The organism is Larkinella terrae (genome assembly GCF_009668025.1).
GTDB lineage: Bacteria > Bacteroidota > Bacteroidia > Cytophagales > Spirosomataceae > Larkinella > Larkinella terrae.
The window spans coordinates 275,542-298,583 of sequence record NZ_WJXZ01000002.1 but is presented as its reverse complement, the minus strand read 5'-3'; the positions used below and the strand labels follow the sequence as shown (position 1 = coordinate 298,583).

Sequence of the window (23,042 nt, the reverse complement as noted above, 5' to 3'; positions counted from 1 at the left end):
AGTTGGAGTTCCCAAACTGTTCTTAGAAAGTCATATTGATGTTAAAGCCGTAACTGCGCACGGGGGGCAACGCACCGCCCTCAAAACCAATCTGGTTGCTGATGGAATTGGTAATGTTGGCCGGGTCTACGTTCGGGGCGCTGCTTTTGATCAGCCACAGATTGCGCCCCGTAAGGGTAAACCGCAGCGCCTGCATCCGAATTTTTTTGGCGACGGCATCCGGGAAATTCCAGCCCAGCCGGACTTCGCGTAAATAGATGTAGCTGCCGTCGTACAGATTGGCGCTGCTGATGCGGTTTCCACCGTCGGCGTTGAAGTGCGTCCGGGCCGTGATGACCACGTCATTCGGCGTTCCGTCGGCTTTCACTCCCGGATTGATCAGGCCTTTTTCCCGAATGTCGCCCTCGGCGGTTTCTTTCAGCATCCCGGATTTATAGCCGTACAAATTGGTGTACGAAAAGAAATCGCCCCCTTTCTGAAAGTCGATCAAAGCCGACAGGTACAGGTTTTTGAAGCTGAAGGTGTTGGAAAAACCGCCGATGAAATCCGGATTGGCATCGCCGATGATCACCGGCGCGGCCGTCACATCATACGTCCCGTTGGCGCCCACTTTCTTGTTTCCATTGGCATCGTAGACAAAATCGGTCCCGATGATGGTGCCCAGCGACATGCCTTTCTGCGCCACCATCGACACTTTATTAGTACGCCGTTCGGTGCCGATAATAAACCGGTCGATTCCCTGAATATTGTCGCCGGTACTGTTCAGATCGAGAACGATATTCTTGTTTTTCGAGAAGTTCAGGCTCGTCCGCCAGGTGAAACTCCGCGTGGTCACGGGGGCTGCCGACACCGATAGCTCAATGCCCCGGTTTTGCACGGTTCCGCCGTTGACAATCTTGGTCGTAAACCCACTTTCGGCCGGGATCTGTACGTTCCATATCTGGTTTTTGGTCCGGCGGTCGTAATAGGTCGCATTGATTCCAATCAGGTCGCCGAAAAATTTGAAGTCAAAACCGCCTTCGATTTCCGACGAAAGTTCCGGCTTTAACTTGTTGTTAAACAGCTTGTCGGACGTGCTTTGCAGCGGGAAAGTATTGAACGGCGCTACGTAATCGTAATAACGGGAAACGTTGTAGGGATCGGCGTCATTCCCAACCTGTGCATAAGACAAACGCGCTTTGCCGAGCGTGAACCAGTTGCTTTTCGCCAGCACATCCGAGAAAATAAACGAACCGGCGATGGACGGATAGAAATAGGAATAATTACCGGTTTGGCGCAGGGTTGACGCCCAGTCGTTACGACCTGTTGCCGTCAAATACAGGTATTTATTGTAGCCCAGCGTGGCCGAAGCGAAAATAGAATTGGTTTGCCGGTTGCCGTACGTATTCGAAACCGTGGCCGGTGTAACCGAATTCTGCAACACATACACCAGCGGATTCTGAAGGCCGCCGTTCGTCGTGCCCGCGTCTATACTCGATTTGATGTTCAGGATATTTCCACCCGCTACACCTTCCAGCGTGAGTTTGGAATCCAGAAACGATTTGTTGAGGTTCAGCGTACCCTGGTAGTTCATTTCGCTGTTGACAACCGTCCGCTTGGCGTATGAACCGACGAAAAACCCTTTCGCACTTCTGACTTCGTCGAGGTGATTCAGGTAATCCGAAAACACCCGCACATCAGCCGAAAGCCAGTCGGTGATTTTGTACGTCAAACCGGCGTTACCGAAATAGCGGTTGTTCTGGTCTGTGTTGTAACTTTCATACTGATTCCAGTACGGATTTTGCGTAAAGGCCGGTTTCTGGATATTCCAGGCCGTCCGGTTCCACGACTGCTCCGTGCCGTCCGCATATTTATACTCTTTCAGGTACGCATCGTCGATCTGCCGCTGGCCGAACATGACGTAAAACAGCATGGGATTGTTGCCGAAAAACCCGGTGCCGGGCCGACCTTTGGAGTCGTCGTGCACGTAGTTGATTCCCCCGCTGAACGTGAATTTGTCGGTAAACTTGTAAGTCGTATTCAGGCTGATAAAGTAACGGTTCAGCTTACTGCCGGGATAAATAAAGTTTTGCTTCGTTTGCCCCAGCGAAAACCGGATGGTGCCTTTATCGGTGCTGCTGGCGACCGACAAATTGTTGGAGAACGTAAAACCGGTGTTGAAGAAATCCTTCGCGTTGTTGGGGTGGGCGCTCCAGGGGGCGGTTTTTCCGAAGTTCGGATTGTTCCGGTCCTGATCCCACGACCAGTAATGCCGCACCAGCGTTCCGTCCAGTTTAGGCCCCCAGGATTCGTCGGTGCCGTAGTCGGGAATCAGGTCGTATTTTCCTTTGCCGTCGTTATCGTCAAATGTGCCTCCTCCGGGCAAAAAACCGCTTGGATTCTGGTTAACGTACAATTTGGTGAACGTCGAGCTACCCCCGCCCCCGTACGAATTCTGGAATTTGGGAAGTAGCGAAACCTGATCGACCTGCATGTTGAGGTCGTAATTGATCGAAATGTTGCCCGAACCTTTTCCCGATTTGGTCGTGATGTAAATGACCCCGTTCTGGCCCCGGCTTCCGTATAAAGCGGTAGCGGCCGCGCCTTTCAGGACCGAAATATTCTCGACGTCGTTCGGGTTGATCAACTGCGCGGGGTTACCGTAATCGTAACCACCACCACCGGTTCCCTGCCCGCCCGTTACGCCGTAAGAATTGAGGTTCATGTTCGCCATCGGCACACCATCCACAATAAACAGGGCATTATTGTTACCGGAAATGGATTTCAGACCACGGATAGTAACCCGCGACGAACCGCCCATCGAACCGCTGTTGCCGCCGATCTGCACCCCGGCCAGTTTTCCCTGCAGCGAGTTGATAAAGTTGACCTCCCGGGCTTCCTGAATATTTTTACCGTCAATCTGCTGAACGGCATACCCCACATTCCGGGTATCCCGCTGAACCCCGAGGGCCGTCACCACGACCTCCGACAGACTCTTGACATCGGGCAACAGCTTGACGGTTACCTTCGACATACCGGGTGAAACGTCGATTTCCTGGGTTTTAAACCCAATGGACGAAACGATTAAAATCCGGTTCCCGGCAGGCACCGAGATGGAAAAACTGCCCCCTCCGTCGGTGTTGGTTCCAATGGTAGTTCCTTTTGCCACAATGTTTGCACCGGGCACCGCAGCGCCGGTTTCGTCAATCACTTTGCCCGTCACCTGCCGGTTTTGAGCCTGAACCTCGATGGTCCACATAACAAGCCCAAGCAGCAGGAGAACGCAATTGCGTAACTTTCTTTTCATGGATACGATTTTTATAAAATTTCAAGATTAATTGGTAATTACACATATTTAAATGCAAATATAAAGTCATTATAATAAGTTTAATCGACGAACAAGTTACGGAGAAATCAGCCGCCCGATTCTGCTTTTGTAAGTAGCTAATTCATAGTGCGTTGACCTTATCCAACGGAAAGGAAGATTTTTAGTAAATCCGGAAGAATACTGAAAAAACAAGTCGGAAGGAAAATACAAATACCCAAATAAGGTCACACCTTGCCAGAAGCAGGAACAAAGTGTAACCTTAGAATAGGAGAAGTCGAGCTGTTTTGGGGCGCTCGTTTGGGGGCCGAAAGGCCGTGCAGAGCAGCGGTTTTGGAGCAATGAATTAGCTCCAAAACCTTATTTATTTCTTACGATTTCTTCTTGTCGGCGGCAATTTCGCCAATGGCTTTGACCAGTTTGTCCAGCTCAGCCCGGGTCGTGTAAACGTGCGGAGTTACGCGAACGCAACTGATGTTCTCCCAAACGGTCGGCGACGTATTGATTTTGTATTTGGCCATCAGTTTGCCTTCCACTTCGCCCGGCGTCATGCCGTCGATGCTCACCCCGCAGATGCCGCACGAAAACTGGGATTTGAGCGAGGTCGACAGTTTAACTCCCGGAAACTTCAGCACTTTTTCGGCCCAATAGTTTTTCAAAAACCGCACCCGCTCTTCTTTCCGTTTGCCGCCGATAGCATTGTGAAAATTGATGGCTTCGCCGATGCCCTGTTCGATGGGGAAACTGCGTGTGCCCAGCGTCTCGAATTTCCGGATGTCGTCGCTTTTCGGCTGGCTGTTGCAGAGCAGAGGCCAGATTTTGGCGATTTTCTCTTTTTTGATCCACAACATGCCGGTGCCGACGGGAGCCGACAGGAACTTGTGCAGGCTCGTACCAAAATAATCGCAGCCCAGATCCGGAATTTTGAAGTCCAGCAACCCGAAGGAATGCGCGCCGTCGACGACCACTTCAATACCGTGTTTTTTCGCCATCTGGCAAATTTTCTGCACCGGCATGATCTGGCCGACCCAGTTGATGACGTGCGTGACGTGAATGATTTTGGTACGGGGCGTAATGGCTTTTTCGTACTCGCGGACAATCTGTTCGTCGTCTTCAATCGGGAAGTTGAAACTGAGTTGTTTATAAACGATGCCTTCCCGCTGCGCCCGTTGCCGCCAGGCCTGAATGATGTTCGGGTAATCTTGAAGTGTTCCGATCACCTCGTCGCCCTTGGCCAGATCAAGTCCGTAAATCACGGTATTGAGCGCTTCGGTGGCATTTCGGTTGATGGCAATTTCGTCGGGCAGCGTACCCGCCAGCAATGCCAGTTTCTCACGAACCGGTTCGCGTCCCTGGTCCAGAATGCGCCACATGTAGTACGACGGCCCCTGATTGACCATCTGGTTGTAGCGTTCCACCGCCTGCTGCACCACCAGCGGAGACGGCGACACGCCCCCGTTGTTGAGGATAATGATACTGGACGACGAAGCCGTGTATCCTTGCTGAATGGTACTCCAGTAGGTTTCGTCAGTCGCCACTTCCAGCGGACTAAGGTGCTGCACGCGCTGGTTGGCGACCGCAAAATCGGCCGCGTGGGTGACGTTAAACAGGCTATTGAGCGAGAAGGCGCTGCCCGCAGCGGCCATTTTTTTTACGAAGTCTCGGCGGTTGTGTGCCATTAGGGAAGGGAATATATTGACCGGTTTTTCGGTCTTCAATATACCTTTAAACTCGGAGTCGCAGAAAACCGCTTGAAAAATTTATAAACAATCTACATCCGCTACCACAGTAACGGCTTTTAAGCCCTTGTCACTCAGTGGTTCATATCTATTACTCAGCTCTGTGATTCTCCCAATATCCTTTGGGTGACACGATTTGAGTTGATCCTATCCGATCAAATGTAAAATCGTTCGAATTACCTGTAATAATGAAATGAGCGTTCGCAGCTATGGCAGCTTCTAAAAACTTATTATCGTCGAGATCTTTTATCAACAAAATCCGTTCAGTGGGTTCTATTTTTTCGGCCAATTCATCCAATCGCAGCAAAAGGATTTCTGCATTTCTCTTAAAATGGGTGAATCGGGCAAATTTGGCTCGGTTGAGAACGTCAAGATATTCCTGCCAAATGGCCTCTGACAGGATAAGCTGCGCTTTCCGTGCCAATATAATTTCTTCAATAAGTAAGGCGGGATAACTTCGGGCAATCAGGGCGGAAACCAGAACGTTCGTATCAATGACCAGTTTTTGCATTCCGAACAGCCGCTATTTCCGCGTTTATTTCGTCTAACGACATGCCAGACAGGCCGTTCGTTTCAGCAATAGACTGACACTTGTGCAACGCATCACGAGCCACTTCCGTTTTGATCTTATCCAACAACTGATCAAGCGTCATCGAATCAGACTGCAAACCATAACGGGCAGCCTGCTCGTCGGTCAGCGTTATAGTTAAGGTACTCATAATCCTGTTTTTTAGAGAAAACTGATTTTACGTTGGTCTGGTTCCGGCTACAAACAATCCACATCCGCCACCACAGTAACGGCTTTTAAGCCCTTGTCACTCAGCAGTTCGTTGATTTTTTCGAGAATAAACACCTTGGCGGCTTTGGGGCTGATGCTGCGTTCCAGCTTGATCAAAACCGTGTACAGAAACTGATTCCGGATGCGTTCCACCAGCGGAACCTCCGGGCCCAGCACCCGCGCTTCGCCCAGCTTTTCGGTCAGTTGGGCCACCAGCCGCTCAGCCGCCTGCTGGCTAATCCGCTGCTCAGCGTGCCGAACCGTCAGTTTGATGAGCCGCGAGAATGGCGGATAATTGTAGTTTTCCCGCTCAACGATCTCTTCCTCAAATAGCCCTTTGTAGTCGTTTTCCAGAATTTTCAGTAAAACCGCCTGCTGCGGATTGCTGGTCTGAATCAGCACTTTACCGCGTCGGTCGGCGCGTCGGCCCGCCCGGCCGCTGACCTGCGTAATCATCTGAAACGCCCGCTCGATGGCCCGAAATTCCGGGTAGTGAATCATCCGGTCGGAGTCAAAAATACCCACCAGACTCACGTTCCCAAAATCCAGCCCTTTGCTGATCATCTGCGTTCCGACGAGAATATCGACATTGCCGCCCTCAAACTCCGAAATAATCTGCTGGTACGCATTCTTGGCCCGCGTCGTGTCCAGATCCATCCGCTGAATCCGGGCTTCGGGAAACACAATCTGGAGCTGATCTTCCAGCTTTTCGGTCCCGAAACCGATCGTCCGAACCTTATACGACCCGCAGGCCGGACAGCTTTTCGGCACGGGATCTTTGTGACCGCAATAGTGGCAGCGGAGTTCGGCATCGCGCATGTGGTAGGTCAGGCTGACGTCGCAATTGGGGCAACGGCTCGTCCACTCGCAGTCTTCACACTGCAAATACGGCGAATACCCGCGCCGGTTCTGAAACAGAATACTCTGCTCCCCGCGCTCCAGATTCTGCTGCAATTGATCGAGCAAAACCGACGAAAATTCGTTTTTCATCTTCTTCTGCTGCTTTTCCAGCCGCGTATTCACCAGCACAATGTCGGGCAGCATGGCGTCGCCGTAGCGTTCGAGCAGTTCAACAAAACCGTAGCGTCCCTGCTGGGCGTGGTAATAACTTTCGATGGAAGGCGTCGCCGATCCGAGCAAAACCTTGGCTTTCTGCCAGTGGGCAATCATCATGGCCACGTCGCGGGCGTGGTAGCGCGGAGCCGGGTCGTGCTGTTTATACGAGGTTTCGTGTTCCTCGTCCACGATAATCAGCCCCAGATTGTCGAACGGCAGAAAAACCGCCGAGCGTACGCCCACCACAAACTGGTATTGGCCGTCCACAATTCCCTTCCAGACTTCGACGCGCTCGTTGTCTGAGAATTTCGAATGGTAAATGCCCATTTTGTCGCCAAAGACTTTCCGCAGGCGAACCACAATCTGGGTGGTCAGCGCAATTTCGGGCAGCAGATACAACACCTGCGAACCGCTTTCCAGCGCATTCTGAATGAGGTTGATATAGACCTCGGTTTTGCCACTTCCCGTGATCCCGTGCAGCAGTACGATGTCTTTTTCGTTGAACGCACTGAGCACCTGATTGCACGCTCGTTGCTGAACGTCAGTCAGTTTCACTTCAACATTCTGCATTTCTTCGTCGCCAAACCGGGGAACGATGACTTCGAACGTCTCAAATACCTGGTTTTTGATCAGGGTTTGCAGCGACGACTGCGAGAGTTCATCGTCCTGGTTCAGGATGGTTTTATCGAGTCCTTTGAGGTTCAGCGCCGGATTTTTCAGCACCGGAATGTGGCTCAGGTATTTCATCACCACCTCCTGCTGTTTCGGCAGCTTTTCCAGTCCGTTAATTAAGGCAAGAACCTGCTCCCGGTTTTCATAATTCGCCGTCAGCCGCACTTTCCGAACCATCTTCGGCACGTACTTTTCCCGAACTTCGTCGAACACGATCACCGCCCGTTTGCCCACCAACGCTTTGATGATCGTCGGCACGTTGGTTTCCCCGACCAGCCGCCCGAGTTCTTCGTACGACAGGGCCGAGTGCTTTTTAAGTTCGTCCAGCAAGCGCACTTCGTCGTCGGTCAGCAGTTCGGGGTAATCAAAATCCGGGTTGTACTGCACTTTCGACTGGCTCGTAATTTTCAGGCCCGACGGCAACGCCACGTTCAGCACATCGCCGATATTACAGAGATAATACTCTGCCATCCAGCTAAATAGCTCCAGCTGGTAGCCGGTAATCAGCGGGTATTCGTCCAGTAATTCGAGGATGTATTTGGCCTGATACGTATTCGGTGGCTGGTGGTGAATACGCCCCACGACCGCCGTGTACACCCGGTTTTTGCCAAACGGCACAATCACCCGCGCCCCCACTTTCAGCCGCTCCACCATGTCGCGCGGCACGCGGTAGGTGAACAGTTTTGGGATCGGTACAGGGATGATCAGGTCAGCGAAAAAGGTGGTTTCCTCGTCGAACGCAACTAGTTGGGGCAGCGATTGCACAATGAATACGGCTTTAATTCTTCTTATACAGCAGACAATTCGGCAAAAGAGAATACGAAGCGGGATTCACGCATTAAGTGTAAAGCGATTAGTCGTTCCTCTATCCTCTTTCTTCTTTTGTCTTCCTATAGCAAGTTAACAAATGCCGCGATAAGTTCCTTTAGAAATCGTTTCGAGTCGCAAGCCCGGTCCGCCCGGCCGATTACTTTCCGGAAAACATCTCCCGGATTTCATTCCGCAGCGTTTCGGGGTCCCAGCCGTCTTCGACATCTTTCAGCCAGCGGTCTTTTTCGTCGGAGCTGAGCAGTTCCTCCAGTTCCCGAATGCGCTGCCGGGCGCTGCTGAAGTACTGTTTCCGATCGTGCCGGAAGGCGGCCAGTTCGGTCATGTTTCGTTCGTCGTGCTTCAGAAACAGGCGGGCCGCCCGCTGCGATTGGTAGGCCCGGTAGCCCAGCAGCGTCATGGCATCGACGCCCATCCGGAGCGAACTGTCGATGGTTTCGCGGTAAATGTGCGTAATTCCGGCTTCCATAAATTCGTAGGAATCGTCGCGGTCGATGGCCTTCACCAGAATCTGCAGGTGCGGAAAATGCTTCTTGACGGTCTCGATCAGGTCGAGCGATTTTTCCGGCGAATCCAGCGCAATAATCATCAGTTTGGCATCTTCAGCTCCGGCCGATTTCAGCAAATCATACCGGGACGCGTCGCCGTAATAAACTTTCATCCCCAGTTTGCGCAGAATATCGACCCGGTCCGAATCGAAATCCAGTACCGTCGTTCCGATGTTGTTGCCCCGCAAAAACCGCCCGACAATGTTGCCGTACCGGCCAAAACCGGCGACGATCACCGCATTCTTTTCCTCGATCGTATCCTGCTCTTTCTCAACAATTTCCTTCGTGCCAACCCGGGGTAGAATCAATCGTTCGTTGGCCAGAAAAACCAGTGGCGTCAGGCCCATGCTGATAGCTACCACCGCCGTCATCATATCCACAATGTCCCGCGACAGAATACCGTTCTGCGAAGCGAACGAAAACAGTACGAACGCAAATTCGCCTACCTGACAAAGCCCCAGGGCAAAGAGCAGATTCTGATCGGTTTTGAGTTTAAATATCTTCCCTAGAATAAACAGAACCAGCGCTTTAGCCACCATAACGGCAATCACGATTCCGACTACGAGCAGCGGTTTTTCAAGAATCAGATCAAAATTGATCGCAGCGCCCACCGAAATAAAAAACAACCCAAGCAGCAAGCCTTTGAACGGGTCGATGTCGCTTTCCAGTTCATGCTTGTATTCGCTGTTGGCCAGCACCACGCCCGCGACAAACGCGCCCAGCGCCGGACTCAGCCCCACCATTTCCATCAGCACCGAAATACTCACCACCATCAGCAAAGCCGTCGCAATAAACACTTCGCGCATGCCCGTCCGGGCGATGATCCGAAAAACCGGTCCCATCACATACCGCCCAACCAGCACCAGACCGACCACCGCGCCCACCACCGCAAACGGCCGCAGCCAGCCCGGCAGGCCGTCGATGAGCGAAACGTGCGCGTGGTGATCGGCCGCCGAAGCGACGGGATACGTCGCCAGCAGCGGCATAATAGCCAGAATCGGAATGACGGCAATATCCTGAAACAGCAAAACCGCAAAGGTATTCTGACCGGCCGCCGTTGCCATCAGCCCTTTTTCGTTCAGGGTTTGCAGCACAATGGCCGTCGACGACATCGCCAGGATCATGCCCAGCGCCAGCGACGGCTGCCAGGGCAAACCGGTCGTCAAGGCCAGTCCGCCGGTCAGCACCGCCGTGAGCGACACCTGCAAACCGCCCAGGCCCAAAACCGGCATACGGAGTTTCCAGAGCCGCTCGGGTTCCAGTTCCAGCCCGACCAGAAACAGCATGATGATGACGCCAAACTCGGCAAAGTGCATGATATCGTGGCTCTCTTTGCCCACCAGCCCCAACACGGCCGGGCCGATCATGACGCCCGCCAGCAGGTAGCCCAGCACCGAGCCCAGCCCCAGGCGTTTGGCAATGGGCACAAAAAAAACGCCGGAAGCCAGGTAAACAATAGCCTGAAGAAGTACGGTTTGATTCATAAGGACGGTTAATCGATAATAAATTCGTTCATGTATTGACGCGTTCGGGCGTCTTCGATGTCAATCTGGTCGGTGCTTAGCATCGTCAGCAGGCTTTTATACTGGCTGGCAGCCTGGTGCATTTCCGGTTCCGTCAGGCGGTGGGTTCCGTGGACGGCAAAGGGCGGGAGGTAGATCATTTTGCAGAGATGGGCCGTCTGATCGAACGGCGCCAGAAACTGCCGCAGCGTAAAACGGTTGTAGCCTTCTTCTTCGTATGCCCGCCGGGGTCCGCCGGTGGTTACCACGTTCAGCATTTTTTTACCGACCAGCGCATTGCCTTCCCGGCCATACGCCCAGCCATGCTCCAGCACCAGGTCCTGCCACTGTTTCACCATCGCGGGTGAGCTGTACCAGTAAAACGGGTGGTGCAGAATAATAAAATCGTGATCCAGTAACAACTGCTGCTCGCGGTCTACGTCGATGTCAAAATCCGGGTATTCTTCATAAAGATCGTTGACAGTAACCCCATCGACCGACCGGCAGGCTTCCAGCAAAAGCCGGTTGGTTCTGGATTTTTCTAAGGCAGGATGCGCAAAAAGAATCAGTACGGATGACATGCTTTACGGGAAAATCGGTCAGGTAAACGACTCACAGACCGGTAAATCCAGCCGGCCAGGCTTGCCTGTATGATCAAATTTAAGCCAATTCTGAGGAAATAAAAACCGGCGGTGAACATCCGTGCGGTTTGCCTGACCGGTTTTTACAGCCGCTGGCAGGGTCTCGGGCGGTTGGGTTTATTGATTTTTACGGCCTCTGATAAGGTCTCGGGCGTTTTTTTGCGGATTTCTATAACCGCTGACAGGGTCTTCAACCGCTGTCAGGGAAATTATACGTCTGATCAGAACTTCTTTGGCTAAATTTGGTATTCTTTAATTAGCAACCGGATTTAAGGGAAAACGAAATATGTACGACGTAATTATCATTGGCGGGGGACCTTGCGGTCTGGCGGCCGGAATCGAAGCTTCCAAAGCGGGATTGAGTCATTTGATTCTGGAAAAAGGCAGCCTGACGGAGTCGATCCGGCGGTATCCGAAAATGATGCGGTTTTTCTCGACGGCCGAAAACATCGAGATTGGCGGCATTCCGTTTCCGATTGCCGGCGTAAAAGCCAACCGTACCGAAGCGTTACAGTATTACCGGAAAGTAGCCGGGTATTACAAGCTGAATTTCAAGCTGTTCACCGAGGTAAAGCACGTTACGCGCTACCAGCCGTCCGACGAGGAAGAAGCCGAATCCAAAGAGCTGTTTACGGTTTTTACGACCAACGACCAGACCTACCAGGCCCGCAAAATCATTCTGGCAACGGGTTATTTTGACAAACCCCGCTGGCTGCAAATACCGGGCGAGGACTTGCCGCACGTCACGCATTATTACGACGAACCGTTCCCGTATTCGTTCACCAACGTCGTCATCGTCGGGGCATCGAACTCGGCGGTGGAAGCGGCTCTGGAACTTTACCGCGCCGACGCCCACGTGACGATTGTGCACCGGGCCGACGATTTTCGGAAAACCGTCAAATACTGGCTGGTGCCGGACGTCAAGAATCGGGTGAAGGAAGGAAAAATTCACACCAAATTCAGCACCTGCGTGACGCGCATCGAGCCGGGGAAAGTCTGCACCACCAACCTGCAAACCGGTGAAGAAAGCGAACTCCCCGCCGATTTTGTGCTGATTCTGACCGGCTACATTCCCGACGCCGACCTGCTGAAAGAGTGCGGGGTGAGCCTGAATCCGGAAACTCAGGTGCCGACCTACGACAAGGAAACTTTCGAAACCAACGTGCCGGGGCTGTACGTCTGCGGTACGGTGATGGCGGGCATTTACACCGAAAAAGTGTTCATCGAAAACGGCCGCGACCACGCCAAAGCCATCATCGACCACATCACCGGCAAACCGGTGCGGAAAGTAGCGGAGTTGATTGAGCGGATTTGAGAAGGGGTTCTCACTCCACCGGGAGCCTGATCCGAAACGTCGTGCCCTGGTTCGGAGCACTTTCGAACGAGATTTTCCCGGCATGGGCTTCCACAATCTGTTTGGTGATCGACAGGCCCAGCCCGAAGGATTCTTCGCCCGAAGTTCCTTTGCGTTTCGACTCGGTAAAGACGTCGAAAATCTTATCCCCAACGTCTGGTGGAATACCGATGCCGGTATCCCGGACGCTCAGTTGGACCCATTTCGGACCGGTTTCAATCGACAGATCAATGACAGAGCCCGACGGACTGAATTTGATGGCATTGGAAATCAGGTTACTAACCACGCGCCACATCTTTTCATAATTCAGCCGAAGCACAGCCGGTTTGAGATGTAATCGGATCTCCTGCTGCTTCTGGCTGGCCCGCAGCGCCAGCATATCGGCACACTGCTGCACCAGATCGGCGAGATTCACATCCTCCCGCTTAAAGGGTTCGTCCGACGAGCCATTCATGTGCATCAGGTTGTTGACCAGTTCCAGGGAATTGGTGCCGGAGTCTTTAATGAGTTTCAGAAATCCCCGGTCGTCTTCGGCGCGGTTGTCGTCGTCCAGCATCATTTCTGCCATCGACGACATCGCCCCAATCGGGTTGCGCAGGTCATGGGCCACAATTTTCATCAGCCGGGCGTTTTCCCGCTGGCTGTTTTCGAGTGCCGAAAGCGTCCGCTGCATCTGACTGTTGAGTTCCGTCAGGTTTCTGACGTTGGTGCGGGAGCGGTGGTAAAAAAGCCAGATGACGAAAATCAGGCACAGCGCCATGCCCAGAAAAACCGACAGTCCGATCACATAACTCGTCTTCAGTTCACTGCTTTTCTCCAGCATCGAAAGTTTGTATTTCTGCTCGTGCTCCCTCAGCACCTGGTCCATATCGACCTTTTTCAGGCCGTTGTTCAGCCGATCCAGCGAATCGCGGTAGGCGTGGTACTTCGATGAAAACCGGTACGCATTGACAAGATCACCCGCTTTGTCGTAGTAGAGTCCTTTCAATTGGTACCAGTTTTCCCAAATCTCCCCGTGCGAAATGCTTCTGCCCCGGCCCGACACCAGATCCGCTCCCAGCTCGTCGAGCAACAATTTCGCTTTGGGCAACCGATTGTGGTTAATGTATAACCGGGCCAGCTTGATCTTGCCGGTTTGGGCGTCTTCAATGGAAAACCCCGGCCGGTCGTTGAGCCGGATGTTGGTCAGCAAATGCGTTTCGGCTGCCTGAAATTGATTCAGTTTGGCATAAGTTCCGCCCAGATTCCCCTCCACAACGGCGCGGGCGGTGGTGATAAAATCCCGTTTATGCGGATACCGGTTGGGGCTCGCTTTGATAAAATCCAGCGCCCGGTTGTAGTAAACCACGGCAGAATCCGGTCGGCCGGATTTCTCGAAACACAAGGCAATCGAATTCAAAACACTCTGGCGCTGAATGAAACCGTACTGAAAAACCGGGTTCGAACACGATGCTACCTCGTCGTAAGCCTGCTTAAAGTAGGGAATGGCCTGCCGGTATTGCTCCTGCCGATACCGGATAACGCCCAGGGCACTCGTGAAATCGCTCATGCTGCAATTGTCCAGAATGCCTTTGGAGAAATTTCGGCCGTCGTAATACTGCTTGAAAGCCTGGTTGTATTTCTTTTCTTCCTCCAGCAAATTGGCCAGGGCGTAGAGCGAGTGGGCATATTCATTCCGGTAAGTGGTTTTTGCCTTGTCCAGAATGGTCAGCATGCTATCCACATACAGCCTCCGTTTGATCAGGTTGTGATCATAATGCTTGTAATAGCTGGCTTTGACATTGTATTTTTTCCACAAATCGCCCAGGCCGGGATGGGGCATGGCCTGATAAGCCGAATCCAGATAGCGGATCGAAGCTGCCGCATCTTTGCCGTCCATGAGATTGGTAGCCCGTTCGGCGGTACTATCGGCCCAGGCAACGTGGTCGGAGGCCGAATGGGGCTTTTTTTCACAGGATAGCGTCGCCCAAAACACAATCAGGATAAAAAAGGTACACGTTTTATTCATACTTTTTCCGTACACGTTGAGACTGGCAACCGCACACAAACGAATTCAATCAATCGGATATTAAAATAGAAACAATTTTATGATTATTACAAAGCAAAAGTCTGGCTATCACCCTAAAAGTCACATTTTAGTGACCGATAAATTCCCAATTTTATCAAACCGGTTTTTTTCCAGCGAAATATTCGATGCTCAGCAGGCATCAACCGGCAGGCGCAGAATACGATAGCGCGGTTTTGTCATTATCTTGCAGACTGATTCTGACCGGCTCAAGCTTCTATGAAAACCCGACTGCTTTTTTGTTTCCTTCTTTTCGCTTCTCTTTCCTTTGCCCAAACCCCCGCGCCCCTAGCTCCCACTCTTCGCTGGCAAACCGACTTCTGGAAAGCGCAGTGGATTGGGCACCCGACGGCGCCGATCCGGGCCTACGGCGTGTATCATTTCCGGAAGAGTTTTGAACTGGCGCAAAAACCGGGTCGCTTCGTGATCAACGTTTCCGGCGATAACCGCTACCGGCTGTTTGTCAACGGCAAGGCCGTGGTTTCCGGCCCGGCGCGCAGCGATCTCCAAAACTGGAATTACGAAACCGTCGACATTGCGCCGTACCTGAACGCGGGCAAAAATACCCTGGCTGCCGTGGTGACTTATATGGCCGAGTACGCGCCGTTTGCGCAGATGAATTACCAGTTCGGGTTCATCGTGCAGGGCGATGGCGACGCCGAGCAGGTGGTCAATACCAATAATACCTGGAAAATTCTCCAGAATCCGGCCTATTCACCGGTGATCAACGACATTCCGAAACTGCGGACGTACATCGTCATCGGCGCGGGCGACCGGGTGGATGCGGCCAGATACCCCTGGGGCTGGGAAGCAACCGCCTTCGACGATGCTGCGTGGCTGCCCGCCAAACCGGTCGGCTGGCCCGCCAAACCGCGCGGTCTGGGAACCGACGGCAACTGGAATCTGGTGCCGCGCACCATTCCATTGATGGAAGAAACTCCGCTCCGGCTCACAACGGTCCGGCGGGCGGAAGGCGTCGATGTGGACGACGATTTTTTGAAGGGAAAAAATTCCTTTACCGTTCACCGCAACCACAAAGCCGTTATTCTGCTCGATCAGGGCTACCTGACTAATGCGTTTCCCGAACTGACCGTCAGCCGGGGCAAAGATGCCGTCGTTACGCTGGCTTACGCCGAAGCGCTGGTGGACGAAAAGCGGCAGAAAGGAAACCGCAACCAGGTGGAAGGCAAGCAATTAGTCGGTTTTGAAGATCAGTTTATCGGCGACGGCAGCCGGCAGAAACGTACTTTCCGACCGCTGTTATTCCGCACGTACCGGTATTTGCAGATTACCATTGAAACCAAAGGCGAACCGCTGGAGGTCCATGATCTGATCGGTCATTTTACCGGTTATCCGTTTCAGGAAAAAGCCCGGTTTGCCAGCAGCGACGAGAGTTTAAAAAATATCTGGAACGTCGGCTGGCGGACGGCACGGCTTTGCGCCGGGGAAACCTACTACGATTGTCCGTATTACGAACAGTTTCAGTATACCGGCGACACACGCATTCAGTCGTTCATTTCGCTTTACGTGACGGGCGATGATCGACTGATGAAGAAGGCCATTGCGGATTTCGACCACAGCCGGTTTAACGACGGTTTGACGCAAAGTCGCTACCCGAGCGCTGACTTTCAGGTCATTCCGCCGTTTTCGCTCTATTGGGTCAGCATGGTTTACGATTACTGGATGCACCGGAAAGACGACAAGTTCGTCGAATCCATGATGCCCGGTATGGTAAGCGTGCTGGACTGGCACGAAAAACGGCTGGCTACCAACGGGTTAAATGGTCCGCTCGAATGGTGGAATTTCGTCGACTGGTCGAAATGGGACGCCCCGGAAGAAGGCATGGGCGGGGTACCGAAAGGGGCGCGAAAAGGTGGTTCGGCTATTCTGACACTGCAACAAGCGTATACAATGCAGCGGATTTCGCAACTGTTTTATCATTACGGCAAAAACCAGCAGGCTGAGCATTACCGCCTGGTGGGAATCCGGCTGGCCAAAAATGTCTACGACCGTTGCTGGGATTCCGGTCGCGGGTTGATGGCCGACACGCCCGACAAAACCGGTTTCAGTCAGCACGCCAATATCTGGGCTATCCTGACCGACGCCGTGCCGGTGGCGCAGCAAAAGGTATTAATGCAGAAAGTGATGGCAGATCCCAGCCTGATTCAGGCGACGTTTTACTTCAAATTTTATCTGTTTCAGGCGCTGAAAAAAACCGGTATGGCAGATCAGTTTCTGCCGATGCTGAAACCCTGGCACGACATGCTGGCGATGGGCCTGACCACCTTTGCCGAAAACCCCGAACCGACCCGCTCCGACTGCCACGCGTGGAGCGCGGCTCCGAATTATGAGTTTCTCTCGACGATTTGCGGCATCAATCCGGCATCCCCCGGTTTTGAAACCGTCGTGATTACGCCCTACCTCGGCAACCTGCAATTCGCGGAAGGAGCCATGCCGCACCCGGCGGGCGAGATTGCCGTGCGGTTCGACAAAACGCCCACCGGCGGTTTGAAAGGCACCGTTACGCTGCCCGAAGGTCTGACCGGAACGCTGAAATGGAAAGGAAAAACCCTGGCGTTGAAGGAGGGGCAGCAAACGGTTAGTTTGTAATCTATTCAAAATCAAGGTGATCGTAATAAAAAACGAATGATCAATGTAAAATGACGAATAGTAAATACTAAAGTCAAAGAGCGTCTAGCCACTTTTACATTTACTATTCGTCATTTTACATTGATCATTATTTTATCTTCTCCCGTTTCCGCTCATAAATCCGGACGTCTTCAATCGTTTTTACCAATTGGTAATGCTGACTGATGTACGCGTTGATCGCCGGATAATTTTCGAATTTATAAGCTTTGTCGGCAAACATGGAGATGCGGGGCGTCATGACGTCGATAAACAGGCGGGGCTTGTTTTGTTCCAGATCGCTCAGAAACTCCTTCATGCGAAAAGCCTGCGTCGAGGTCGGAAAATACACCCAGAACGCGTTGGAGTTTCGGTAGCCCATCGGTCGGCGGGCGTACACGTGGAGCCGGTCGACGTACCCCCAAAGCACCAGACCGTCGTCCGGCTGGCTGCGGTTTTGGATTTCGGCCGAAATTTGCTGGAACAGCGGTTCGCCGGGATGAATGTCGAGCGGTTTTCGGAAAAAACAGTTGATCGAAGCCTGCGCCAAAACCGTCCCTAAACTGACCAGAACGACTTTTTGCGTAATCGCAACAGCAAGCGTACTGCCCAGAACGGAGAGCAGAAACAGGCTGGGGAAAACCAGAAAAAGCAGGTAATGGGTATAATTGTTACCGGCCTGCAAAACCGCATAGAAGCTGGCAATCAGCCAGATCAGCGCAAACCAAAACCGCTCTTTTTGCCCGGTCATTTTCAAAACCGGCCGGCGGATCAGCCCGAAAAGCCCGACTAGAATCGCTCCGAAAATGCCGATCCAGTACAGGAAAAACTGGTACGAATGCAGCAAATAACGAACAATGTGAACGGGCGAAAACCGCTCCCCCGGCGACAGATCGGAGTATTCGGTGGTGTAGGAATAGACGAAGTAATTACTGAAATAATCGCCCCAAAACGAGTCCAGATCGTTTTTTCCGGCGTAATAAACCGTTAAAAGCAAAACCGGTAACAAGGCTCCGGCCACCAAACCGGGTAAAGCCGAAAACCGCCGGACCTGGTAGAGTTTCCAGACACCGAATAAGCCCAGAGCAATGCCCATCGGCACGGTCTGGAATTTCACAAACGGCAGACAGCCCAGCCAGAATCCAATTCCCACCACCGCCCAGACCGGTTTTTCACGGATGCGTAAAAGCCAGAAAAGGCCCAGAACCAGCCACAGATTGCCCGTGATTTCGGTGTTGAAACTGGCAAAATCGTTCCAGACGGTGCTCAGCAGCAACATGGGAAGCCAGATCAACGCCAGGGTGATTTCTTTGGCGAGGTAGCTTTTCAGGATTCGCCCGAAGACCCACAGCGTAATGCACCAAAGCAGAACGCCGATCAGGTCGGCCAGGCGGTAATCGAGCGAAATACCGATCAGTTCGGCGATCGCCAGGGGCAAAACCGCCAGCGGCCGCCCGTCGGAATAGTTGAGCAGGGTGTAGAGCGGATCGCTGGCTTTCCCGACAGTCAGGGCCGTCGCTAGCCAGGTGCTGGTATCGATGTTCTGCTGCCGGTCCGGCGCGTAAAGCACCCGGATTGCCACAAAAAGCAGGAACGAAATACCCAGAAAAACCCGGCCGGAAAAACGCGGAAACGAATCGCGAAAAATCACTTTCCAGCCGATTATCCCGCTCCAGACCGCCAGCAGAAGCCAGATAAAAAACCGGAAAGGCAGGGCATAAAGAACGGTTTCCATCAGCGCATTACGGTGAAAAGCGAACTGCCGAAAGGAGGCTCCCGGAAGGTTCGTTCTTCCAGCCGGAGAATTCGGAGCAGCAGCGCGTTAAGCCAGTTGGGCGGCTGATTGACATCGGAATGCACGGGCCGGGCCGGGTTAAGACGCCAGATGAACAACTGCACTTTGCGAACGAACCAGATGGGAATGGTCAGCAGAAAATTCCAGTAAAAAACCCGTTTCAGTGAAAAACCGGTTTGGCTGGCAAAATCCGCCAGCTCGGATTTTACGAACCGCCGGGAGATGTTCAGCGCAATGTCGTGGGTGCCGCGCAAGGCCGGAAACGCGTTGTTGTTGCTGATGAAAAGACCGCCCGGACGCAGCCGCTGCCGGAAAACGCCCAGGATGTGCCGAATCTGTTCGTCGTTGAAAAAATACAGGACGTCATCGCAGATGATCACGTCGAACGTTTCGCCGGGGTGGAACGAAGCAATGTCGAGCAGGTTGTGCAGTTCAACCGGGAGATGGCGCTCGCGGGAAAAGAAAACCGCATCCGTCGACGCATCGAAGCCCACACTATTTTGATAACCCGCCTGCCGGAGGGCATCGAGTAAACCACCGGTTCCGCAACCGGCATCCAGAATACGAATGGATTGATCAGTAGAAAAACCGGCTTTGATTTGACGAATCACTTTGTCGTGCAGAATGCGATACCACCAGAGTTTACGCTCTACTTGGTACATACTTTCGTACTCGCTCCGATTTCCGATCATAGTTGAAATGTTCCGATTTGACAACGTACTGCGGCAGGCCACTCTGCATCATGAAAAGCCGACCGACGTATTCGCCGAGCAAACCCATTCCGAAAAGCTGAATTCCTCCGCAGAGGCAAACCGTTAGCCAGAGTAAATGATCGGTCAGCGGAATGTGCTGCGTTAACAGCGAACCGATGGTTTCGGTCAGACCCGCTACGATACTGAACAGGATCATGAAAATGCCCGCGGTGGTCAGCAAACGGAGCGGCTGAACGGAATAGCCGAACAAAATGGTCAAAAAGAGCGAAATCAACCGATTGACGGTGTAATTCGATCCGCCTTCCTTGCGCTTTTCGTGTTGCACAATAACGCGTCCGACGTTGCGGGTGGTCCGGAAAATCAGCCCGTCGAGGTAGGGATACGGGCCCGTGTACTGAATAATTTCCTGAACCACTTCCTGGCGGATCAATTTAAAGCTGGACAGGTACAGATCCGACGGTTTCCGGAGCAGCCAGGTCGTCAGGCGGTTGACCAGCCAGCTCCCGACATTCCGGAACCAGACGTGTTCCTTTTTCTCGTATTGCGAATACACCACGTCGTAATCGCCCTGCTGTGCTTCGCGCAGCAGCTTGATGATTTCCTGCGGTGGGTTCTGGAAATCGTCGTCGATAATGACGCAGAATTCGCCCCGCGCGTGGTTCAGACCGCACATAACCGCCTGGAATTCACCGAAATTTTTCCGCAGCGAAATAAACTGGACCTGCGGAAACGTCTGCGCCAGCGTTTCACAGATGTCTTCGGACGCATCGCGGCTGCCATCGTTGACCAGCACAATCTCAAACGAATAAGCCGCGAGTTCATACGTAAGACATTCGACCAGCGGAAAGATGGTCCGTTCGCTATTGTAGACGGGAATGATAACGGAGAGTAACATCTCTACGGAGCTTGATTGATAGTTTCGATAATATAGTCCACCTCGGTATCGGTCAGGGCGGTATTGAGCGGCAGGCTCAACACTTCCCGGTGCAGTTGATCGGTCAGCGGTAAATCCAGCGTACGGTATTCGGTATAAGCCTCCTGCTGATGCGGAGCTACGGGATAATGAATAACGGTTCCGATCCGGTTTTGATGCAGGTAATTCATGAACGCTTCCCGCTGCGGGTGCCGCACCACAAACAAATGCCAGACATCGTTGAAAATACCGTCGTCGGGAGGAAGCATGAGATTCGGGTGCCGGATTTCCGCCAGATACCGGGCCGCGATGGCTTGCCGGCGCTGGTTGTCGGCATCGAGTTGGGGCAGTTTAAGGCTCAGAAAAGCCGCCTGCAGCTCATCCAACCGGCTGTTCAGGCCCTGAATCTGGTGAATATATTTCTTTTCCGAGCCGTAATTACGGAGCAGCCGCACCTGACGCGCCAGTTCGTCGTCGTTAGTGACTACCGCTCCGGCATCGCCCAGTGCCCCCAGGTTTTTGGTCGGGTAAAAACTAAAAGCCGCCCCGTCCGACAGGTTACCGGCCCGCCGGTTCTGGTAGGTCGCGCCATGCGCCTGAGCCGCGTCCTCAACGATTTTCAGCTGGTATTTCGAGGCCAGTGCCTGAATGGGTGCCATCTCACAACACCGGCCGTAGAGGTGAACCACCACGATGGCCCGGGTTTTTTCGGTAATCAGCGGTTCGATCTGTTCGGCCGCCAGGTTATAGGTGCGCGGGTCGGGTTCGGCCAGAACCGGTACCAGTTTCAAATCCGTGATGGGCAGGATGGTTGCAATGTAGGTATTGGCCGGAACGATAATTTCGCTGCCTTCCGGAAAATTCAGGGCTTTGAAGATCAGGCTGAGTGCATCGAGCCCATTACCGACGCCAATGGCGTGTTTTACCCCGCAGTAAGCCGCAAAAGCGGTTTCAAACGCTTCCACTTCCCGCCCCAGCACGTACCAACCCGAAGCCAGCACCCGACCGGCGGCTGCCTGCAGCGCTGCGGAATACGGTTCGTTTACCTGCCTGAGGTCGAGGTGGGGAATCATGGGCGGTCAAAAAAGTAATCGGACGGGTCGTAGTGTTCGTTGGAAAGCACCAGCAGGATCGTTTCTTTCGAAAATTCGTCAATGATATGCCAGTCGCCGGGTTCAATTACCAGGCATTCATCGGGCCTGGTCAGGTGAAAATACGATTCTTCTACGCCATTCGTGACAAATATCCGGCAATTTCCGTTCAGGGCAATCAGGGCATTCGATTCTTTTCTATGACCGTGTAAAGCGCGTTGTTGGGTTACAGAATCAACATTATAGATATAAAAGGCTCTTTTTAATTCACCGGGTAATATCTTTTCAAAAACGGTAAGGTCTCCTTTTTCAGAAGAAAAAGTGGTAAGCTGTACTAGTTTGGACATAGAAATGCTAATTACTGCTGTGAAAGTAACTATAAATTTTTCTTTTTAAAATCAATGTAACCTGGATGATCAAGATATACTACAACTGTCTGGGCAAAAGTGTTTTTACGGTATCAATACTTCTTGTGGTCGCTTTCTTTACTCTGGTAAAAAAAACGGTTCGGAACCGCAAAAAAAAAGACCGACATAGGTCGGTCTTTTTCAAACAGATAGGTTTGTTGTTTATGCCGGTGTAGAAGCAAAGAACGGACCGGCAATGGCCAGAACCTGTTGAGCGGTCAGCGGCTCGTCAAACGATTCGTAGACACTGCGGGCGGCCATATCCGGGCTGTACAGTTTTGACTTGTTTTCCATCATGTTGAATAAATCAACCAGATTGGCACCACCTTGTGAAGCCTGATCTTCACCGGCGTAGATTTTCGGATCTGGTTCCATTCCGTTTTGACCACCTGACGGCCATACGCGCAAATCCCGCATGTACCGAACTGCGGCTGCGTGCCGGGCTTCTACCGAGTGAATCCGCAGCGCGACTGCCAGAACCGTCCGGGAGGTTGCCGTATCTTCTTCCAGCAAACAGGCGGCCTGTCCTTTGTACGCCCGAACACCGGTATCTTCCAGCGCCTGTGCGTAGGTCAGGAACGTCGGGAAGTTCGCAGTGGCAGCAGCCAGTACGTCCATGTTATATTTAGGCTGCATCGCATTCGGCTTGATGCCTAAAACGCCTTCCAGCAAATCAACGTGTTGGGCTTCGTGTTTCGCAATCTGAACGACGTAAGGACGAGCGCTCGATGGCACCAGACCGGCTTTGAACTGGCCCGCCCGGTAGAAATCGCGTTCCAGGTATTCCAGTGTCAGCGCGTATTTTACAATGGCAATGGCGTCACCGGCACAACCGTCGGCCGCAAACGCCTTGTTCACCATGGCGGCAAAGAACATGGGCGTTGCTGCAGCCGCAACGGACGTGGTTTTTAACATTTTCCGGCGCGAAAAGTCCATTTTCTGACCGATTTCCGGATCCGCTTTTTCAATTTGTGAGAATATTCCGAAGAGATTCATGATCGTTCTTGAGGT

At 52.7% G+C, this 23,042-nt stretch carries 16 protein-coding genes; 2 read left to right on the top strand and 14 right to left on the bottom strand.

The features are described from left to right. Positions 1-22 precede the first annotated feature (22 nt). From GJJ30_RS05325 to kefF, 7 genes are all read right to left on the bottom strand, one after another. Positions 23-3,286: a SusC/RagA family TonB-linked outer membrane protein gene (locus GJJ30_RS05325; protein WP_154173920.1), complete on the bottom strand. Its 3,264-nt coding sequence runs from the start codon at positions 3,284-3,286 to the stop codon at positions 23-25. 389 nt (positions 3,287-3,675) lie between these two features. Continuing rightward, entirely contained in the window at positions 3,676-4,983 is a 1,308-nt protein-coding gene (locus GJJ30_RS05320; RefSeq protein ID WP_154173918.1) for an aminotransferase class V-fold PLP-dependent enzyme, read from the bottom strand. Between the two features lie 151 nt (positions 4,984-5,134). After that, complete coding sequence (locus GJJ30_RS05315) at positions 5,135-5,554, bottom strand: putative toxin-antitoxin system toxin component, PIN family (protein ID WP_154173916.1); 420 nt, start codon at positions 5,552-5,554, stop codon at positions 5,135-5,137. Further along, a complete protein-coding gene (locus GJJ30_RS05310) occupies positions 5,535-5,762 on the bottom strand; it encodes a hypothetical protein (RefSeq protein ID WP_154173914.1) in 228 nt (75 codons plus the stop codon). Before GJJ30_RS05310 ends, GJJ30_RS05315 begins: the two co-directional genes overlap by 20 nt. A gap of 47 nt (positions 5,763-5,809) precedes the next feature. Then, complete coding sequence (gene priA / locus GJJ30_RS05305) at positions 5,810-8,314, bottom strand: replication restart helicase PriA (RefSeq protein ID WP_310588191.1); 2,505 nt, start codon at positions 8,312-8,314, stop codon at positions 5,810-5,812. A gap of 202 nt (positions 8,315-8,516) precedes the next feature. Beyond that, positions 8,517-10,409 (bottom strand): monovalent cation:proton antiporter-2 (CPA2) family protein, encoded by a 1,893-nt coding sequence (locus tag GJJ30_RS05300; RefSeq protein ID WP_154173912.1) that lies wholly within the window; start codon positions 10,407-10,409, stop codon positions 8,517-8,519. Positions 10,410-10,417: 8 nt separating this feature from the next. Beyond that, a complete protein-coding gene (gene kefF, locus GJJ30_RS05295; protein ID WP_154173910.1) occupies positions 10,418-11,008 on the bottom strand; it encodes a glutathione-regulated potassium-efflux system oxidoreductase KefF in 591 nt (196 codons plus the stop codon). Between the two features lie 346 nt (positions 11,009-11,354). Between kefF and GJJ30_RS05290 the strand changes: the two genes are divergently transcribed. Then, entirely contained in the window at positions 11,355-12,383 is a 1,029-nt protein-coding gene (locus GJJ30_RS05290) for a YpdA family putative bacillithiol disulfide reductase (protein WP_154173908.1), read from the top strand. A gap of 10 nt (positions 12,384-12,393) precedes the next feature. Here GJJ30_RS05290 and GJJ30_RS05285 read toward each other — a convergent pair whose 3' ends face one another. Beyond that, complete coding sequence (locus tag GJJ30_RS05285; RefSeq protein ID WP_154173906.1) at positions 12,394-14,430, bottom strand: tetratricopeptide repeat-containing sensor histidine kinase; 2,037 nt, start codon at positions 14,428-14,430, stop codon at positions 12,394-12,396. A gap of 276 nt (positions 14,431-14,706) precedes the next feature. Here GJJ30_RS05285 and GJJ30_RS05280 point away from each other — a divergent pair, with 276 nt between their 5' ends. Further along, on the top strand, positions 14,707-17,097 hold the full coding sequence (locus GJJ30_RS05280; RefSeq protein WP_154173904.1) for an alpha-L-rhamnosidase-related protein: 2,391 nt from the start codon (positions 14,707-14,709) through the stop codon (positions 17,095-17,097). 127 nt (positions 17,098-17,224) lie between these two features. Here the strand turns inward: GJJ30_RS05280 and GJJ30_RS05275 are convergent, their stop codons facing one another. The 6 genes from GJJ30_RS05275 to GJJ30_RS05250 all read right to left on the bottom strand — a co-directional run bounded on the left by GJJ30_RS05275 (position 17,225) and on the right by GJJ30_RS05250 (position 23,027). After that, positions 17,225-18,847: a hypothetical protein gene (locus GJJ30_RS05275; protein ID WP_154173902.1), complete on the bottom strand. Its 1,623-nt coding sequence runs from the start codon at positions 18,845-18,847 to the stop codon at positions 17,225-17,227. Then, positions 18,847-19,569: a class I SAM-dependent methyltransferase gene (locus GJJ30_RS05270; protein WP_170299127.1), complete on the bottom strand. Its 723-nt coding sequence runs from the start codon at positions 19,567-19,569 to the stop codon at positions 18,847-18,849. Before GJJ30_RS05270 ends, GJJ30_RS05275 begins: the two co-directional genes overlap by 1 nt. After that, positions 19,550-20,515, bottom strand: coding sequence for a glycosyltransferase family 2 protein (locus GJJ30_RS05265; protein ID WP_154173898.1), 966 nt, complete (start codon positions 20,513-20,515; stop codon positions 19,550-19,552). The genes GJJ30_RS05270 and GJJ30_RS05265 overlap by 20 nt, the downstream gene beginning before the upstream one ends. A gap of 2 nt (positions 20,516-20,517) precedes the next feature. Continuing rightward, positions 20,518-21,606, bottom strand: coding sequence for a DegT/DnrJ/EryC1/StrS family aminotransferase (locus tag GJJ30_RS05260; protein WP_154173896.1), 1,089 nt, complete (start codon positions 21,604-21,606; stop codon positions 20,518-20,520). Next, entirely contained in the window at positions 21,603-21,971 is a 369-nt protein-coding gene (locus GJJ30_RS05255; protein ID WP_154173894.1) for a sugar 3,4-ketoisomerase, read from the bottom strand. Before GJJ30_RS05255 ends, GJJ30_RS05260 begins: the two co-directional genes overlap by 4 nt. A 222-nt stretch (positions 21,972-22,193) precedes the next feature. Then, positions 22,194-23,027, bottom strand: coding sequence for a ferritin-like domain-containing protein (locus GJJ30_RS05250; RefSeq protein WP_154173892.1), 834 nt, complete (start codon positions 23,025-23,027; stop codon positions 22,194-22,196). Positions 23,028-23,042 lie beyond the last annotated feature (15 nt).

Coding starts and splice junctions, on each gene's coding strand:
- GJJ30_RS05275 (WP_154173902.1), bottom strand. CDS start 18,847: ATGGAAACCGTTCTTTATGCCCTGCCTTTCCGGTTTTTTATCTGGCTT.
- GJJ30_RS05300 (WP_154173912.1), bottom strand. CDS start 10,409: ATGAATCAAACCGTACTTCTTCAGGCTATTGTTTACCTGGCTTCCGGC.
- GJJ30_RS05255 (WP_154173894.1), bottom strand. CDS start 21,971: ATGTCCAAACTAGTACAGCTTACCACTTTTTCTTCTGAAAAAGGAGAC.
- GJJ30_RS05290 (WP_154173908.1), top strand. CDS start 11,355: ATGTACGACGTAATTATCATTGGCGGGGGACCTTGCGGTCTGGCGGCC.
- GJJ30_RS05315 (WP_154173916.1), bottom strand. CDS start 5,554: ATGCAAAAACTGGTCATTGATACGAACGTTCTGGTTTCCGCCCTGATT.
- GJJ30_RS05285 (WP_154173906.1), bottom strand. CDS start 14,430: ATGAATAAAACGTGTACCTTTTTTATCCTGATTGTGTTTTGGGCGACG.
- GJJ30_RS05260 (WP_154173896.1), bottom strand. CDS start 21,606: ATGATTCCCCACCTCGACCTCAGGCAGGTAAACGAACCGTATTCCGCA.
- GJJ30_RS05320 (WP_154173918.1), bottom strand. CDS start 4,983: ATGGCACACAACCGCCGAGACTTCGTAAAAAAAATGGCCGCTGCGGGC.
- GJJ30_RS05310 (WP_154173914.1), bottom strand. CDS start 5,762: ATGAGTACCTTAACTATAACGCTGACCGACGAGCAGGCTGCCCGTTAT.
- GJJ30_RS05270 (WP_170299127.1), bottom strand. CDS start 19,569: ATGTACCAAGTAGAGCGTAAACTCTGGTGGTATCGCATTCTGCACGAC.
- GJJ30_RS05280 (WP_154173904.1), top strand. CDS start 14,707: ATGAAAACCCGACTGCTTTTTTGTTTCCTTCTTTTCGCTTCTCTTTCC.
- GJJ30_RS05265 (WP_154173898.1), bottom strand. CDS start 20,515: ATGTTACTCTCCGTTATCATTCCCGTCTACAATAGCGAACGGACCATC.
- GJJ30_RS05325 (WP_154173920.1), bottom strand. CDS start 3,286: ATGAAAAGAAAGTTACGCAATTGCGTTCTCCTGCTGCTTGGGCTTGTT.
- kefF (WP_154173910.1), bottom strand. CDS start 11,008: ATGTCATCCGTACTGATTCTTTTTGCGCATCCTGCCTTAGAAAAATCC.
- GJJ30_RS05250 (WP_154173892.1), bottom strand. CDS start 23,027: ATGAATCTCTTCGGAATATTCTCACAAATTGAAAAAGCGGATCCGGAA.